This is a genomic window from Pseudomonas sp. TZ252, from assembly GCF_056110345.1.
The window spans coordinates 2,765,518-2,782,372 of sequence record NZ_CM148566.1 but is presented as its reverse complement, the minus strand read 5'-3'; the positions used below and the strand labels follow the sequence as shown (position 1 = coordinate 2,782,372).

Below are 16,855 nucleotides of genomic sequence, written 5' to 3'. Positions count from 1 at the left end.
GTTGTTGTGGCTTTGGGGGCGTTTGAAATCTCAAACGAATCCTAGGGCCACCACTGACAAAGGGCAATACCCCGTTCGATAAAATCAACGAAAGTCGGAAAATTCTGCTGCTTTTCTGAGCACATCCTCGACGGACGGTCGTTTTCGTTCGAAATCACGAACGTACGCACATGGAATGGACTCCCGCCGACGAGATGCGTATGATTGCGGCCTGCCGCGCGAGCCGCGGCGCTGCATCCGTAGCTCAGCTGGATAGAGTACTGCCCTCCGAAGGCAGGGGTCGTGGGTTCGAATCCCGCCGGATGCGCCATACAAATCAAGCACTTACCAAAAGTCATTAGCCACAAGCCACCTCTCATGGGTGCATGGTGGGTGCAGTAAGCCTAAAGGAAAGCCCCGTCCTGAATCGCTCAGGCGGGGCTTTTTTATGCCGGCCAGCTCAAATGTCTGTCGTCAGTTCCAGCAGGGCAACCGGGTGGCCTGCGTCGCTCCCGGTAAGTTCGATCCCCTGGCGATTGGTCAGGCAAGGTGGGATTCTCCTCACTTCCCCCATTGGTGGTTGTGAGATAGCGCCGCGTTAGCCCATGGCTCAGTTCGGAGCCATCGCTGGTCGCGCCAAGGGGCGCACTTGAAATGCGCCCCCTTCCCGGTAACGCGATCAACGTTAGTCCACCGTTAGCCAACGTTGCTCCAACGTTAATGCCCGAGGCCGTAACTCAGCGGGGTCGCCATCTCCACAAAATTGCGGCCACGGTCGCGCGATCATCTCCTGAAAAATCAGGGCATGTTCACTACGAATATTTTGTAGTGGCGGCTTCAGCCGGTGGCTGGAGTGAGAGTTTTACGAGACTCTCGTAATACCCCGAATCTGGGGGATTTTGTGCGTCCGAAATTCGGACGCACAAAACACCGACTGACGACGAATTTCGTCCGCAGTCAAAAGGACGTTTTGCGTACTTTTCAAGCCGGGTTTTCAAATGCGGGATATTCCCGTATTTGCGCTTGAACGCAGCGAGCCTTTGCCTGCAATGCAGGAGATCCAAAACCGGCGATTTGCCGGTTTTGAGGTCAGACTATCCGACTTCAAGCCGGCCGCCCGCATTTGAACGGCGGTTCGCCCCCATTGGGGGAATACCGGCTGAGGGAGAGGTCACGCATACGGTGGAAAGGTGAGCTTGTACCGGCTGGGCTTGGTGAACGTTTGGACAATCAGACTACCCGTGCTGAAGCGTTGTTTGGATAGGGGCAGAAAATACTCCGACCATTCAGCCTCACAATCCAAAAGCCATTGTGCAACTTTTTGGTGGATAAAGCTGTGGATAGAACGCTAGGGAGCAAATACCCAAAGGGCTCCGAGAGAGTGCGCAACTTTTTGCAAGCGGTGCGCAAAAAGTTGCGCAATTTTCAGTGTTCTTCCCATGAGAATCGCCAGCGAATTTTTGGCTTCCCCCAATAACGCCTTGATGGAAAAGAGTTTCAAGACTAGTGGCACGGTTCTTGTCTAGCACCGATGCCCCCGGCATATCGCCTGGGCACTTTCAACGACAAGGAACGTATCCATGGCAACCCCCGCCTACATGTCCATCACCGGCACCAAGCAGGGCCTGATCACCGCCGGCGCCTTCACCGAGGATTCGGTCGGCAACACCTACCAGGAAGGCCACGAGGACCAGGTGATGGTCCAGGGCTTCAACCACGAAGTGATCATCCCGCGCGACCCGCAGTCCGGCCAGCCGACCGGCCAGCGCGTGCACAAGCCGGTGGTCATCACCAAGGTCTTCGACAAGGCCTCGCCCCTGCTGCTGGCCGCCCTGACCTCCGGCGAGCGCCTGACCAAGGTCGAGATCCAGTGGTACCGCACCTCCGCCGCCGGCACCCAGGAGCACTACTACACCACCGTCCTGGAAGACGCGATCATCGTCGACATCAAGGACTACATGCACAACTGCCAGGACCCGGGCAACGCCCACTTCACCCACCTGGAAGACGTGCACTTCACCTACCGCAAGATCACCTGGACCCACGAAGTCTCTGGCACCTCCGGCTCCGACGACTGGCGCTCGCCGGTGGCAGGGTGAGTTGACAGGCACACCGGTCGTACACCTGTACGGCCGGTTCTCCGTCGAGCCGAAAATGTCCGCTACTTCGCGAAATAGACACCGAGCCAAGACTTTCGGCAGCGGCTGAGCAAGAGTAACGTGGGGCTCGCTTCTCCAACGGATGGGGGAGGAACCGCCCGCCAGGAACAAGGAACGATCCATGCGTCAAAGGGACCTGAAATTCACCTTCGTCGTCGGCGAAGGGAAACTCGCGTTCGATGTCGTCGAGTTCGAACTGGAAGAAGCGCTCTGCGAGCCTTTCCGCCTGAACCTGAAGCTGGCCAGCGACAAGAACGCCATCGATTTCAGGCAGGTACTCGACCAGCCGGGCACCTTCACCCTCTGGCAGGACGGCCGTCCGGCCCGCTACGTCCATGGCATCGTCAGCCACTTCACCCAGGGCAGCTCGGGTTTTCGCCGGACCCGCTACGAACTGCTGCTGGAACCGCAGTTGGCGCGCCTGGAGCTGTGCTGCAACTGGCGAATCTTCCAGGAGAAGAGTGTTCCGGAGATTCTCCAGGCGCTGCTCAAGGAGCACCGGGTGCTCGACTACGAACAGCGCATCTACCATGAGCACCTGCCGCGCGAATACTGCGTGCAGGCCGGCGACAGCGATCACTACCTGCACGACCGGCTGGCCTTCGAGGAAGGCCTGGTCTACTACTTCCGCTTCGACGAACACCGCCACACCCTGGTCTGCAGCGACCGGCTCTACGTCCAGGAGCGTATCGCCGGCGGCCCGGTGCTGTTCAGCGCCCAGCCGGAGGGCGACAACCCGCAGCCGGTGCTTCATTCTTTCCGCTACAGCGAAAATGTTCGTACGGCTCGACAGACCCAGCGGGACTACAGCTTCAAGCGCCCGACCTACGACCAGGAGCATCATCTCGCTGGCGAGGCGCTCGAGCATCAGGACTCGTCCTACGAGCGCTACGACTACCCCGGTCGCTACAAGCGGAGCGGCGCGGGCCGGCCTTTCAGCGAAAGCCGCCTCAGAGGGCACCGGCGCGATGCGCGGGTGGCATCGGTCAGCGGCGACGACCCGCGGCTGATCCCGGGCCACGCCTTTGCCCTGGAAGGTCATCCGCGTGCCGACTTCAACGCCTGGTGGCGGCCGGTGCGGGTGGTCCATCGCGGCACCCAGTATGCCGGCCAGGAGGAAGAATCCGCCGACGCCCCTCTGGGGGTGAGCTACGACCTGCGCGCCGAACTGGTACCCGAGGACGTCGAATGGCGTCCCGCACCGCTGCCTCGGCCGCGTATCGATGGTCCGCAGATCGCGACGGTAGTCGGCCCGGCAGGGGAAGAGATCCATTGCGACGAGTGGGGACGGGTGAAAGTCCAGTTCCCCTGGGATCGCGAGGGACGTCACGATGAATTCAGTACCTGCTGGATACGGGTCGCGCAGAACTGGGCAGGTGCCGACTGGGGGCACATGGCGATCCCGCGGATTGGCCAGGAGGTGATCGTCGATTACCTGGACGGCGACTGCGACCAGCCGATCGTCACCGGGCGCACCTACCGGGCGACCAACCGACCGCCCTACGCGCTGCCCGACCACAAGATCCTCAGCACCATCAAGAGCAAGGAGTACAAGGGCAGTCGGGCCAACGAGCTGCGCATCGACGACACCACGGCGCAGATCAGTGCGGCGCTGATGAGCGACCACGGTGCCAGCGCGCTGCACCTGGGCTACCTGACCCATCCCCGGCCCGAAGGCGGCAAGCCGCGCGGCGAGGGCTTCGAACTGCGCACCGACGAACATGGCGCGGTGCGTGCGGCCAAGGGGCTGCTGCTGAGCACCGAGGAGCAGCTCAGGGCCGGCGCCGGCCATCTCGACCGAGGCGTCGTGGTGCAGGTGCTGGAGGCGGCGCTGGAGCTGGCCCGCGAGCTGGGCGACTACGCCGGGGAACACCAGGGCGTGGGGCACGACGCGGCGCCGCAGCAAACCCTCCAGGAAGCCGTGCGCGACCTCGGCCACGGTGCCAACGACGAGTCCGGCAAGAGCAACGGAGGCAAGCCGGCGATCGCCTTGAGCGGTCCGGCAGGGATCGCCGCGGCGACGCCGGCGAGCCTGACCCTGGCCGCCGGCGAGCACGTCGACAGCGTGGCCCGGCAGAACCAGCAGGTGACCGCCGGGCAGAAGGTGGTGATCAACGCCGGCAGCGACATCGGCCTGTTCGCCCAGGGCGGCGAGCTGCGCCAGATCACCCACCAGGGGCCGATGCTGCTGCAGGCGCAGAAGAACGACATCCGCCTGGAGGCCGAGCAGAGCGTGGAGGTCAGCGCCAGCCAGCAGCACGTGCTGGTCACCGCGAAGGAGCACATCACCCTGATGTGCGGCGGCGCCTACCTGACCCTCAAGGGCGGCAACATCGAGCTGGGCATGCCCGGCAACTTCGTGGTCAAGGCGGCGAAGCACAGTCATGTCGGCGCGGCCAGCCTGGAAGCCGAGCTGCCGCAGTTCGAGGTGGGCGAGACGCAGCGGCGGTTCGTCCTCAAGCAACTGGACGGGCAGACGGCCATGCCCAACGTGCCCTATACCATCACCATGGCCAACGGCGAGGTCATCGAGGGCGTCACCGACGCCGAAGGCGCTACCCAGCTGCTGCAGAAGGATGCGATGAACATCGCCAAGGTCGATATGAAACACACGAAATCGCCCGCCTCCGCAGTTGCCGGGATAGCAGCGGCGGTTGGCGCGGCGGTTGCAGTCGGCAAGCTCCTGAGTGGCCCCGACGCCGAGGCCGGACGTGCTCTCAGCGAAGGGGAAATCAGCCTGGCGAAAGGCGTATTCGGCGATTCCATCGACTATTCCACGGTCCGCCTGCGCGACGAGGACTATGTCCCCTGGCAGGGCAAGGACTACGTGATGGCGCCGAACGGCCACATCTACTTCGGCGAGGAGTTGCGCGGCGTGGCGGACTGGAGCCTGGAGAGCCTGCAGCGCCAGGGTCTGTTCATTCACGAAATGACCCATGTCTGGCAGCACCAGCATGGCGTCAACGTCCTTCTGGTGGGGGCCTACCAGCAAGCCAGGCAGTTTCTCCTAGGCGACCAGTACGCCTACCGGTTGGAGCCGGGAAAGACGTTGAAGGACTACAACATCGAACAGCAGGGAGACATCGTTCGAGATTATTTCCTCGAGAAGAACGAGTTCGGGGAAGCCTCTGCGAACAGCAGGTTCGCTGGCGTACTGAAAAACTTCCCAACGGGATACTGACCAATGAAATGCAAGACCTTGCTCATTGCCTGCCTGTTCGGCCTGGGAAGCGCCCAGGCCCTGGCCGTTTCCAAACTGCCACCGCAGATCCCGGTGCACGCCGGCTCCGGGCGCGTGACACTGGATCTACGCCCCTTGCTGGCGGAAACCAACGACGTCGAGATCACCCGTGTTTCGGTATGTCGGCGGGTCGGCAGCCATTGCCAGGAAACGCTGTGGCGGATCGAGCTCCCGCCCGGGTGGCGTGCCGGGGAGATCGAGGTCTTCGGCGACTATCCCGGCTCCAGCGTGCTCCTGCGCCGGCCGGAGCGCTTGCAGCCAGATGGGAGCTACAACGCATTCATTCATTTCAACGAGCGTAGCCGTCGGCACCGGCAAACGGTTTCCAGCATTGCCGTCGAATTCTGCCTGGTCGGCGAACCTGGCAACTGGATGCTGCTCGACGAAGCGACCTGCCTGGCACGACGCAACGCCGAGGAGCGGCAAGGAGAGAAGCCATGAACGATAGGGTTCGGTCGAGGACGATCGTCTCTGCCCAGTCCATCACCTTGCCCAAGGGCGGCGACGTGCAGCTGGTGCCGCCTCCGCCCAAGCCTTGCGTGACCATCGTGGTGCATGGCGTCAACGATCTCGCGGGTTGCTACGAACGGATCGAGCGAGGGCTCTGCCAGGGGCTCAACGAACGCCTGGACATGCCGCCGACCTTGCCCGGCGGGCAGGCCAATCCCGGCTACCTGACGCCGGCGGGCTACAGCCTGCCGGCGGACGACGAAGGCAAGGCAGAGAACCCCGACGTCGTCTACTACCGGCGCAAGTTCGCCAGTGGCGCCGGCGGGGCCGCCGTACGCAGCGTAGTCGTACCTTTCTACTGGGGCTTCCGCGAGGAAGAGCAATACATCAACAAGACCGCGGCCCACGGCGAATGGCTGGACCGCAACGGCAACCGGCTGGACAAGTCCGGCACCAAGGAAGGCGGGCAGTTCGTCAATGCCACCACCAACCTGCCGGACATGTGGGGCCAGGGTTTCAACGGCAAGCTGTTCGGTTTCATCTCGCTGGACTGGTTCGGCGGCACCATGACCCATCCGCTGTTTTCGGCGGCAGGGCGCAAGTACATGGTCCTTGCGGCCATGCGCCTGGCCATGTTGATCAAGATCATCCGCAAGCGTTACCCCGACGACACCATCAATGTCGTCGGGCACAGCCAGGGCACCCTGTTGACCCTGCTGGCACATGCCTTCCTCAAGGATGACGGCGTGGCGCCGGCGGACGGGGTGATCATGCTCAACTCACCCTACGGCCTGTTCGAACCCCTCAACGAGAAGCTCCAGGGCTGGAGCAGCCAGCAGACCAGAGAGGCGCGGCTGGCCACGCTCAAAGGTATCCTCGAGTTCATCTGCGGCCGACGCCATCCGGTCCCCGCGCTGAGCAGCGTCGCGTTGCGCAACTGCCAAGGCTACGGCGCGATAGGCGGCCCCGGCTGGGTGGGTGGCCAGGGCTGCCAGACGACCATCGACGGGGAACGGCTCAGCTTCGATGAGCGCGACAATCGCGGCAGTGTCTACCTGTATTTCACGCCCCAGGACCAGACGGTGGGACTTGCCAACGTCCAGGGTATCGGCTGGCGCGGCATTGCTGAGCAGGTCAAGGGGCTCCCGGGAAGGACCGGGCTGCCGCAGGGTTTTCACCAGCGCATCTTCACCGTACGCAAGCGCAATGGCGAGAAGGAAAAGATCGGCGGGCACGCCCCTCCCCATGTCTATCCTCTTCTGCTGGCCGGCGAGAAGACCTGGGAAGACACCGGGCTGGGCGGCAAGGACAGATTCGGCCGGGCGAACTTCGACCAGGGCGACAGCGTGCTGCTGACCGCGCCGCGTCTGCCGTTGCCGACGGAAGCGCGATTCGATTTCGACGGAGCCGTCACGGCGCCGGGAGAGAACTCCGCCAGCGGCGTCTATCAGGTGCGCGATACCCTCGATCCGATCGACGCCGCCATCGGCGTAAGCAACGGCGGCTGGAAGGAAAAGGACAGCGGGCACGCCGTCGCGCAACAGGTGGACGCCGCGCTGGCGTACCGCTACGGACGCGACGCGCGCAGCGTGGAGAGGGCGTTGAACGAAGGCAAGGAATTGGCCCAGCAGACCCATGTGTTTTCCGCTCGTGAACTGGGCACCGGCATGGTTCTGGTCACCCGCGCGGAAACTCCCTACGAGGCCCGGCTGCGCCTGCAGACGGCGGAGGGCCATCTGGAGCCCTTGTCGTTCCACTCGGCCATACCCAACAACCCGGAGCATAACCGGCGGGTACTGGCCTATGACCTGGCCATCGGGGCCGGGGACAGCGTGGATGATGTGGTTTTCTATCAGTATCTGTGTCGGGTGGCGGATTGGCGGTTGGATTGGAAGGCTTCGGACAAAGGAATATTTAGTCAAGGTGATGCGTCTGTTGATCTGCCGGATGAAGAGGTGCGTGCTTTGTACCGTGCGGAAGAATCTAAAAACAGCCAGTTAATAGACGCCACCGTAGCTTACCGCAAGAGTGGCGAGTTCCCTGTGGTAGTAGGAAATAGACTGCCTTCCCTAGTCGGGACACAAACCATCCTAGATCGTTACCACGAGCAGGCGGTGCGCTTTGGGGGGACAATCTAATGCGCTTGATGCTCTCAGCTTTCTCTCTCGTTGGCGTCCTTTTGAACTGCCCTGTGGGGCAGGCGGCCGAGTCGCCGCTATCCTCGATGCGCTGCTTTGCCAGTCCGGCCACGTCCGTTACCGCCTACGCCCCGGCCAAGGAGGCCACCATGTCCGCTGATGCTTATCACCCACCGACAACTTCGCCGCGCCTGGAAACCCTGGACGTGCTCAGCATAGGCATGAGCCTGGATGTGTTTCGCCAGGGGCAAGTGTGGAAGGCCTTGCAGGAGCAGAATGCCGCACAGGCCGAGGCGTTGCATGTCGGCAGCATCCTGCCGATGGACCCGAAGAAGTATCCGACGTCTGCGGATGACAAGGATATGGCGTATGAAAAGCGCCAAGCGGACGCCTTGGAACTAGGGCTGAAAAACTTCCTGGAGAAATGGCCGATACCGACGGTGACGGTGGTGCGTGGTTGGGATCCGAGCACTCCTAACCTACGCTTCACTCCGGAGGAGACGCGGGAAAGCCTGTCAGTAAAAGTCAATGATCTCCGTGTTCCGGCTGGACTGCATTGGCATCGGATTGCCAATTTGCAGGATGGCATTATCTGTAACGATACGCCTGAAGGAGTACTGGAGGCGTTGTTCAGTTTATTCGAACGCAACCCTGACTTGCCAGCAGTGTTGGTGTATGCGAATGAAGGCATCAGTATGGCGGGGGCGCTTTCCAGTAGAGATGTAACATTCAAGTCACTAGGCGCTGTGTCAGGCCCTCGGATACCTGGAACGCTTACGGATGCAATGGTCGCCCTGATCGTCGGCCGCCCCGAGCGGGTCGACTGGCTACGCCAGTTCGCCCCCTACACCAAGGTCAACGAAAACCGGATCGACCCCGAGTTCCGTGGCTGGGGCTGGCGCAAGCCGCCGGTGGAGTTCCGCCCCACGCCGTTCATTCCCCAGCCCTGGACCGAGCGGGCTCTGGAGCAGTGGGATGCGTTGCCGGTGCTGGCCAGGCTGCATCGGCCGGTGAGTGTGCCGCTGACCCGCCCGGATACCGGCGAACGGCTCAAGCGCGAAGCTCTCACCGCACAACTGGCCGCTGCCTGGAAGACGGCCAGTGCCGGGCTCAGGCCGGCGCCCGCCCGGCTGTTCTACGACGGCGGTTTGAACGCCACGCCGCTGGCCGAACTCACCCCGGCGCTGGGCGCCGCGCAGAGTTCGCTGGACTTGCTGGACTCGCGGGAAAGCTACGACCTGACCCAGCGCCTGGGCGACACCGGCGCGGCCTCGCCCTTCGTTGGCATCGCCCTGGCGACCATGGCCAGCTACCTCAACGGCGACAGCAGCATGGTGATGCCGTTGCGGCGCAAGGACCAGGCGACCCTGATCGGCATCAGCTCGCCGACGCCTGGGAAGAAGCCCGCTCACGACCCGTTCGGCGTCGACCTGCTGCCGCAGACCGCCAGCGGCGACGGTCCGCCGCCATCGGCCGACCCGGTGGCGCCCGCCAGTCGGCTCACGACCCGGTTGCCGCCCGGCGAAGACTATGCCCTGGAAGAGTTCCTGAGCAGCCTCAAACCCAGCACCGACTGGCAGGACGATTTGTAGGTCGATGGTGTCCCGCGCCAGATGGAGTTTTCGTCAGATGACAAGGACCGGTGACCTACAAGCAGGCCCAGGTGCGGTATGGCATCCAGGGCCGGTCGACGGTTCTGGTATGGTTGCGCAAGCATGGTCGGCAGGATTGGAGCCAAAGGGCGTCGATTCGGGCCGAGAGGAGTTGCGCGATGTCTGACCCCAAAACGCTCACTCCAGAGCAGCGGATCAAAGAGCTTGAGCAGCAGCTTGAGTTGATGAGCCAGAAGGCTCAGTTCTTCGAGACCGTCGTCGATGTCCTGAAAAATGATTACGGTGTATCGGTCGTAAAAAAGCGATCCGGCAAGTCCTCTCGCAAGGTCAAGTCGCAGGACTGAGCATTGCCAGGGCTTGTCAGTTTCTTGGCATGAGCCGACAGGCTTACTACAAGCGCAATCGAGTTGCTGATAGCAAAGCACGCCAGGCAGATCGGGTTGTCGAATTTGTTCAACAAATCCGGATACGTCAGCCACGACTAGGCACACGAAAGCTGCACTATCTGCTGCATTGCCAGCCTGATAGGCGGCTCCAAATTGGCCGAGACCGACTATTTCAGGTCCTGGGAAAGCGCCGTTTGCTGGTGTTGCCCAAGCGGGCGTATCACAAGACAACACAAAGCTTTCACCGCTTCTACCGCCATCCGAACCTACCCAAGTCAGGCCCGAACCAGGTTGTCCCGTCAGGACCGGAGCACGTTTGGGCGGCGGACATTACTTACCTGCCAGCCAGTAGCGGCCCGCTGTACCTAAGCCTGGTAACGGATGCGTATTCCAGAAAAATTGTTGGCCACCATGTGCATGAAAGCCTGCATGCCAAGTCAGTTGCACAAGCCTTTAGGCAGGCCTTACGCAAACGGCAGCGTCGCCAGTCACTGGTCCACCACTCGGATCGCGGTATTCAATATTTCTCGGCGCTGTATCAGTCACTGCATGCACGGCATGGCGTCCAGTGCTCGATGACTGACGGATATGACTGCTACCAGAACGCGCTAGCTGAGCGCATCTACGGGATCCTCAAAACAGAGCTGCTGCTGAGTAGCCCTGAAAATCTGGAGCAGGCAAGGAAGATGGTTGCTGAAGCCGTGCAGATCTACAACACAGAGCGGCCTCACATGGCCCTGAAAAACAAAACGCCCGATGCGGTGCATCGGGCGTTTTGAGGCCTATCGGCCTACCTGAGCAGGTGTAAACCTATTTCAGGACTAGACAAGACCTGCCTCACCGCCACCCGCTCCGCCGAGCAGCGCCTGTCCCTCGCCGCGAGACCAGAGCAACCGATCCTGTCCGGCCGGGAATGGCACTCAAGGCCGGGGCCAGATGAAGGGTCGATCGGCGGATAGTTCCTCGGGGCTGGCCGTTTCACGTCTATAGTTCTGCATGCTCGGATGCCGTTCCTACCAGGACTCCCACAGGAGCAACAGGATGCGCTCATGGCATGGCGTAGTCACGAAAATCGCCAAGCAAGGCAAGGGCGCCGTGGTCAAGAATCGACTCGGCCCGGAAGAGCTTCTGGTGCCCTTCACAGTGAGTACGCTCGTCGAGATCGACCTGGACGCAAGGATCTACGGAACGGATGTGGACGACACGCCCTGGGCGGAGGGCGACGAACGAAAGGAGGTGCTGGTCGGTACCGAAGTAGAACTGCTGACCGATACGGATACCTTTCCTACCCATGCGTCCCAGGTGCTCAGCGCCAATTTCCGTTTCGCCCTCGACATCGTCAAGGGAGGGCTCAGCGGCCCGGTCAGGAAAGGGGCGGTCCTGGTCATCTACCACGACTTCCAGCAGGAGATCCGGAGAGGCGACTCCGGCAGCGCCTTCGCGGAGGCGGTCGTCGCCTATGCGCGGAACAAGCTCTACAAGCCGGCCTTCGCGATCAAGGCAGATACCAACTACGCCCAGTTGGTTCGGGATCTAGGCAAGGTTGCCGCGGAGAGCGGCGAACAGTACTTCATCGATACGATCCTCATCGCCACCCACGGCACGGCTGGCCAACTCTGGCTGGGCAACCCCCACGGCGAGAGCACCGCGGACGTCATGGCCCGGCGTGTCCAGGGCAAGCAGTTCGTCGAGCCCCAGGCCTTTGGTGCGACCCTTCTCGAACTGTTCGGCAAGGAACTGGCCATCGCCCTCTACGGGTGCGACTTCGCCGGGGACGAGGACGGAGAAGCGGCGGCCCTCGAGCTGCGCATCGCCGCCAACGCGAGAGCGGTCTACGCCGGCAAGGGCACGGTGTATCTCAATGCCAGCAAAGAGGGTCGTTCCACGGTGACCTGCAGCAAGGCGATGGTGGTCTACCGGACCGACAAGATCGAGGTACTGGGTGGAAACCAGGTACCGGTATTCGATATCTGAGGCCCCGCCCCGCACTGTCATTGCCGATTGACCAGGATCTTCGGCCCCAGACGCTCCGCCTCGCCCCTGGCCTTTTCCCTGGGGAGAGCCTTAAGATCGGGAGTCCGCACTGGGGCGGACCTTCTCTTCCTGCGGGTGGTTTCTCCGGATGCTTCCAGACAGCATGGTGGGTAGCAGCGCGCGGCGCCTTCGTTTGCGGCGGACGCGCGGGCGTGTCGGGCTCGGCCTGGTGGCCGGGCTGTCGGTACTGGCAGGCATGACCGACGCCATCGGTTTCCTCGCCACCGGCGACTTCGTTTCCTTCATGAGCGGCAACACCACGCGCCTGGCGGTATCGCTGGGCGAGGGCGACTTCGGCGGGCTGGTGCGGCTGAGCGTCGCCCTGGCCAGTTTCGTCGTCGGCAACGCGCTGGGAGTGATACTGGCGCGCTTCAGCGGGCGCCGGGCGGCGCCGATCCTGGTCTGCTGCGCGATGCTGCTGGCGTTGTCGGCGGTCTGGCCATTCGACTGGAACGTGCCGGCGCTGGTCGCCGCGATCCTCGCCATGGGCATGCTCAACGCCGTGGTCGAGCAGGTCAACGGCCTGCCCATCGGCCTGACCTACGTCACCGGCGCCCTCTCCCGCTTCGGCCGCGGCCTCGGCCGCTGGCTGCTGGGCGAGCGGCGCAACGGCTGGCGGGTGCAACTGGTGCCTTGGAGCGGTATGTGCGTCGGCGCGGTGCTCGGCGCCCTGCTGGAACAGCAACTGGGCCTCGCGGCGATGGCGGCGAGCGCAGCGCTGGCGGCTCTTCTCGCGTTGCTGGCACTGGTGATTCCGCGGCCATGGCAGATGGACTATATGGTGCGTTGAGCGGCCACTGCGGGGTTTGCCGCGTGCCACGACGGCCCGACGAATCCCCGGAACGGAGCGCAGCACTTCTTGACCTCGCCTGGAACCATTCAATAGGATGCGTGCACACGCACTTATATGGAATGGCGAGCCGATGAACCGCAGCGCCCTGGATTTCCGCCACTTCGTCGACCACCTGCGTCGCCAGGGTGACCTGGTGGACGTGCACACCGAGGTCGACGCCAACCTGGAGATCGGCGCCATCACCCGCCGGGTCTACGAACGCCGCGCACCCGCCCCGCTGTTCCACAACATCCGCGACAGCCTGCCCGGCGCGCGGGTACTGGGCGCGCCGGCCGGCCTGCGCGCCGACAGGGCCCGCGCCCATTCGCGCCTGGCGCTGCATTTCGGCCTGCCGGAACACAGCGGGCCGCGGGACATCGTGGCCATGCTGCGCGCCGCGATGCGCGCGGAACCGATCGCGCCGCGCCGGCTGGAGCGCGGGCCGGTGCAGGAAAACGTCTGGCTCGGCGAGCAGGTGGACCTGACCCGCTTCCCGGTCCCCTTGCTCCATGAGCAGGACGGCGGCCGCTATTTCGGCACCTACGGTTTCCACGTGGTACAGACGCCGGACGGCAGTTGGGACAGCTGGTCGGTGGGCCGGCTGATGCTGGTGGACCGCAACACCCTGGCGGGCCCGACCATTGCCACCCAGCACATCGGCATCATCCGCGAGCAATGGCGCCGCCTGGGCAAGCCGACGCCCTGGGCGATGGCCCTCGGCGCACCGCCGGCGGCACTCGCGGCGGCCGGCATGCCGTTGCCGGAGGGGGTCAGCGAAGCCGGCTACCTAGGCGCCCTGGTCGGCGAGCCGGTGGAGGTGGTGCGCACGCAGACCAACGGCCTGTGGGTTCCGGCCAATGCCGAGATCGTCCTGGAGGGCGAGATCAGCCTCGACGAAACCGCGCTGGAAGGCCCGATGGGCGAATACCACGGCTATTCCTTCCCCACCGGCAAGCCGCAGCCGCTGTTCCACGTCCATGCGCTGAGCTTCCGCGACCAGCCGATCCTGCCGATCTGCGTCGCCGGCACGCCACCGGAGGAAAACCACACCATCTGGGGCACCATGATTTCCGCGCAACTGCTGGACGTGGCGCAGAACGCCGGACTGCCGGTGGACATGGTCTGGTGCTCCTACGAGGCGGCGACCTGCTGGGCCGTGCTGTCGATCGACGTGCAGCGCCTGGCGGCCCTGGGCACCGACGCCGCGGCCTTCGCCGCACGGGTCGCCGAGACCGTCTTCGGCTCGCATGCCGGGCACCTGGTGCCGAAGCTGATCCTGGTCGGCAACGACATCGACGTCACCGAGATCGACCAGGTGGTATGGGCGCTGGCGACCCGCGCGCATCCGCTGCACGACCATTTCGCCTTCCCGCAGATCCGTGACTTCCCGATGGTTCCCTACCTCGATGCCGAGGACAAGGCACGAGGCAGCGGCGGTCGGCTGGTGATCAACTGCCTGTACCCGGAACAGTTCGCCGGGCAAATGCGTGCCGCTACGGCGTCGTTCCGCCACGCCTATCCGACGGCGCTGCGCAGGCGAGTCGAAGAACGCTGGAGCGACTACGGATTCGGCGACGCCTGAGCGCTACAATCCCCGCCCTGGCGAAAGAGGATCGAGGAAGGTGACCAGGCCAATGACCGAGACGAACGCACTGGGGCTGCCCCAAGGCCCGCTGTACCTGATGACGGAGATCGTCCGCCAGCGCGAACGGCAACTCACCGCCCTGCTTGCCCCTCTCGAACTGGGGCTGCATGAATGGCGTGCGTTGCGGATCATCCACGCCTTCGACGGTGACGTGCCGATGAGCGTGCTCATCGAGCACTCACAGACCGACCGCACCGCGCTGGGCCGGACCATCGAACGGCTGGTGCGGCGCGGCTGGGTCAGCCGCCTGCCGGATCCGGACGACGGGCGCGCCGTGCTGGTGCGCCGCAGCCCCGCGGCACAGGCGGTGTTCGAGCAGGCCCTGGCACAGGTCGCAGGGCTCGACGAAAGGCTGCTGGCGGGTCTCGGCGCCGGCCCGGAAGAAGAGGCGCTGACCCTCGTCCTGGGCAAGTTGCTGCGGGCCTTCGACGGGCTTTCCCGCGTGACGCAATAGCCTTTCGAGGGCATCTCCGGGTTTGCGAAGCAACTCTCATCCCGGTCATGGACTGTCCATCCGGCCCCCTATTTGCTGGCCGATTGATAGCATGAGCGGCCTTCGCAAGCCCATTCGACCCGCAATGCCACGACACCCGCACACCACCCTGCTCCTCTGCCTTTGCCTGACCCTGCCCGGTTGCGAGAGCGGCCGCAGCTACAGCCTTTCCGACGGCGCGCCGGCCACGGGCATCCGCATCCAGCGCGACGACCGCTCGCCGTTGCAGCGCCTGCGGGACTGCGAACGCCAGGGTTGCAGCGAGCGGCAGAAGATCGACCCGTTCACCCCCGATCCTGACTACCTGCGCGCGGAAGGCCACTTCCCGCTGCCCTGGTAAGCTTCCCTCTTCGCCCGTTCCCGACGGGCTTTTTTCCGTTCCCGACAGATACCCTCAACTGCCCTCAGCGCTTTCCTACGCACCAAGAAGGAAAGCCTCTCGCCTCTCTCGGAACGAGCCGATTTCTCGGCAGTCGCCGTTCGCATTCCATTGGTCACCCAACGGCAACCAGGATCAGCCATCACTGGTCTGCCCTCGCATGGAACCGGCCGCGCCCCCGGCGCCCCATGTCCGGCCCCACCCGCTAAGTCCAGAGGACCGAAGATGAACGACTACATCGCCCGGCTGCGCGAGAAATACGACGCCCATTTCGGTTGTGCGCCCGCCATGACCCTGGATTGCCGGGACTTCTGGAGACACTGCGTAGCGGCGCCGGAAATGGCGGTCTTCGCTTATCGCCTGGAAAGCACCCGGCGGCCGCACCATGTGGTGATCACCGCCGGGATGAGCCAGGCACCGATGCATTTCGCGCCCTACATGGGCAAGGCGCGCTGGTCCGCCGAGCTGATCTGCTATCTCGACGAACTGGGCGGCGATGACCTGCGCCACCTGCAATGGCTCGCCGGCCTGCCATTCCACGAGCGCCTCGCCCTGGGACATGGACATGCGGTGGCGTTCGGCTTCCCGCTCTACGAGCAGAGCCTGCTGCGGCACTTCCTTCTCCTCCCGGCGCCGCTGGAGGAGGATGCCTCCCTGTTCGACGGCTTCGCCCTGTCGGCGCATCCGGTCGACCTGCTGTGGGTCGTGCCGTTGACCGAGCAGGAATACCAGGTGAACGTCAAGGAACACCTCGAGGGCATCGCCAGGCTGCTGACCGACGCCGGCCACCCGCTCAGCCTCGACCGGCACCGCCATTGCTACGTCACCGGCCAGTCGCCGGAAGGGCTCGCACGGGTGCTGCACTAGCCCCGCAGGGAAAGACTAATAGCGCGGGCCCTACCTTCGTCGGGAAAGCGATGATGACGTTTTCAATCGGTTCGATGCCGTTTTCCCCGCTTGCCGATCCGCTCGCCGTCTACGATTCTTGCTGGACGTGAGAACGGCTCCGGAGGGGCGCGTATGAAAACCGTGGCACAACTGTTGAACGCCAAGCAGAACCAGCAGGTGTACACCATCGGAGCGGACGAGATGGTGCTCGACGCCCTGCGCCTGATGGCGGAAAAGAACATCGGCGCGCTGCTGGTGGTGAACCATGGCGAGGTGGTAGGGGTGGTCAGCGAGCGCGACTATGCGCGCAAGATGGTCCTCAAGGGCCGTTCGTCCATCGGTACGCCGATCAGCGCGATCATGAGCGCGCCGGTGGTCAGCGTGGACTCGAAGCAGAGCGTCGACACCTGCATGAACCTGATGACCGATCGCCACCTGCGCCACCTGCCGGTCGTGGAAGACGGCCAGTTGCTCGGCCTGCTGTCCATCGGCGACCTGGTCAAGGCGGCGATCGCCGAGCAGGCCGAGCTGATCCAGCAACTGGAACAGTACATCCGCGGCGACTGAAGCGTACATGCCGGCCCTGCCCTTTTCCCGCCGGCTCACGCGATAATCCGC

At 63.7% G+C, this 16,855-nt stretch carries 12 protein-coding genes, 1 tRNA gene and 1 pseudogene; all 14 read left to right on the top strand.

Annotated features, from left to right (window positions below):
• Positions 1–233: 233 nt before the first annotated feature.
• The 14 genes and pseudogenes from ACYAF3_RS12780 to ACYAF3_RS12715 all read left to right on the top strand — a co-directional run bounded on the left by ACYAF3_RS12780 (position 234) and on the right by ACYAF3_RS12715 (position 16,804).
• Positions 234–310 (top strand) — tRNA-Arg (locus ACYAF3_RS12780).
• A 1,249-nt stretch (positions 311–1,559) separates the two neighbouring features.
• A complete protein-coding gene (locus ACYAF3_RS12775; protein WP_003083317.1) occupies positions 1,560–2,078 on the top strand; it encodes an Hcp family type VI secretion system effector in 519 nt (172 codons plus the stop codon).
• Positions 2,079–2,259: 181 nt separating this feature from the next.
• On the top strand, positions 2,260–5,319 hold the full coding sequence (gene vgrG2b / locus ACYAF3_RS12770; protein ID WP_023104695.1) for a type VI secretion system spike protein VgrG2b: 3,060 nt from the start codon (positions 2,260–2,262) through the stop codon (positions 5,317–5,319).
• Between the two features lie 3 nt (positions 5,320–5,322).
• Complete coding sequence (gene tli3, locus ACYAF3_RS12765) at positions 5,323–5,820, top strand: type VI lipase immunity protein Tli3 (protein ID WP_023091464.1); 498 nt, start codon at positions 5,323–5,325, stop codon at positions 5,818–5,820.
• Positions 5,817–7,967, top strand: coding sequence for a type VI lipase effector Tle3 (gene tle3 / locus ACYAF3_RS12760; RefSeq protein ID WP_023091465.1), 2,151 nt, complete (start codon positions 5,817–5,819; stop codon positions 7,965–7,967). The genes tli3 and tle3 overlap by 4 nt, the downstream gene beginning before the upstream one ends.
• Positions 7,967–9,559 carry a type VI lipase adapter protein Tla3 gene (gene tla3, locus ACYAF3_RS12755; protein ID WP_277600513.1) on the top strand — a complete coding sequence of 531 codons (1,593 nt, stop codon included), beginning with the start codon at positions 7,967–7,969 and terminating at the stop codon, positions 9,557–9,559. Before tle3 ends, tla3 begins: the two co-directional genes overlap by 1 nt.
• Positions 9,560–9,600: 41 nt before the next feature.
• Positions 9,601–10,745, top strand: a pseudogene (locus tag ACYAF3_RS12750) (IS3 family transposase); the annotation flags it as partial.
• A 262-nt stretch (positions 10,746–11,007) separates the two neighbouring features.
• Positions 11,008–11,940, top strand: a complete 933-nt coding sequence (locus ACYAF3_RS12745) for a hypothetical protein (protein WP_031755301.1) — start codon at positions 11,008–11,010, stop codon at positions 11,938–11,940.
• Positions 11,941–12,103: 163 nt separating this feature from the next.
• Positions 12,104–12,790, top strand: a complete 687-nt coding sequence (locus tag ACYAF3_RS12740) for a YoaK family protein (protein WP_003106170.1) — start codon at positions 12,104–12,106, stop codon at positions 12,788–12,790.
• Between the two features lie 133 nt (positions 12,791–12,923).
• Complete coding sequence (gene hudA, locus ACYAF3_RS12735) at positions 12,924–14,414, top strand: UbiD family decarboxylase HudA (protein WP_033999120.1); 1,491 nt, start codon at positions 12,924–12,926, stop codon at positions 14,412–14,414.
• 40 nt (positions 14,415–14,454) lie between these two features.
• A complete protein-coding gene (locus ACYAF3_RS12730; protein WP_016561493.1) occupies positions 14,455–14,931 on the top strand; it encodes a MarR family winged helix-turn-helix transcriptional regulator in 477 nt (158 codons plus the stop codon).
• A gap of 91 nt (positions 14,932–15,022) precedes the next feature.
• Positions 15,023–15,310 (top strand): hypothetical protein, encoded by a 288-nt coding sequence (locus ACYAF3_RS12725; protein ID WP_003121664.1) that lies wholly within the window; start codon positions 15,023–15,025, stop codon positions 15,308–15,310.
• Positions 15,311–15,574: 264 nt separating this feature from the next.
• A complete protein-coding gene (locus tag ACYAF3_RS12720; RefSeq protein ID WP_003118118.1) occupies positions 15,575–16,216 on the top strand; it encodes a suppressor of fused domain protein in 642 nt (213 codons plus the stop codon).
• Between the two features lie 153 nt (positions 16,217–16,369).
• Positions 16,370–16,804, top strand: a complete 435-nt coding sequence (locus tag ACYAF3_RS12715) for a CBS domain-containing protein (RefSeq protein WP_003112686.1) — start codon at positions 16,370–16,372, stop codon at positions 16,802–16,804.
• Positions 16,805–16,855: the final 51 nt, after the last annotated feature.

Excerpts from the sequence above, each read along its gene's own strand:
- tle3 (WP_023091465.1), top strand. The coding sequence starts at position 5,817 with ATGAACGATAGGGTTCGGTCGAGGACGATCGTCTCTGCCCAGTCCATC.
- hudA (WP_033999120.1), top strand. The coding sequence starts at position 12,924 with ATGAACCGCAGCGCCCTGGATTTCCGCCACTTCGTCGACCACCTGCGT.
- tli3 (WP_023091464.1), top strand. The coding sequence starts at position 5,323 with ATGAAATGCAAGACCTTGCTCATTGCCTGCCTGTTCGGCCTGGGAAGC.
- tla3 (WP_277600513.1), top strand. The coding sequence starts at position 7,967 with ATGCGCTTGATGCTCTCAGCTTTCTCTCTCGTTGGCGTCCTTTTGAAC.
- ACYAF3_RS12725 (WP_003121664.1), top strand. The coding sequence starts at position 15,023 with ATGAGCGGCCTTCGCAAGCCCATTCGACCCGCAATGCCACGACACCCG.
- ACYAF3_RS12715 (WP_003112686.1), top strand. The coding sequence starts at position 16,370 with ATGAAAACCGTGGCACAACTGTTGAACGCCAAGCAGAACCAGCAGGTG.
- ACYAF3_RS12720 (WP_003118118.1), top strand. The coding sequence starts at position 15,575 with ATGAACGACTACATCGCCCGGCTGCGCGAGAAATACGACGCCCATTTC.
- vgrG2b (WP_023104695.1), top strand. The coding sequence starts at position 2,260 with ATGCGTCAAAGGGACCTGAAATTCACCTTCGTCGTCGGCGAAGGGAAA.
- ACYAF3_RS12775 (WP_003083317.1), top strand. The coding sequence starts at position 1,560 with ATGGCAACCCCCGCCTACATGTCCATCACCGGCACCAAGCAGGGCCTG.
- ACYAF3_RS12740 (WP_003106170.1), top strand. The coding sequence starts at position 12,104 with ATGGTGGGTAGCAGCGCGCGGCGCCTTCGTTTGCGGCGGACGCGCGGG.
- ACYAF3_RS12745 (WP_031755301.1), top strand. The coding sequence starts at position 11,008 with ATGCGCTCATGGCATGGCGTAGTCACGAAAATCGCCAAGCAAGGCAAG.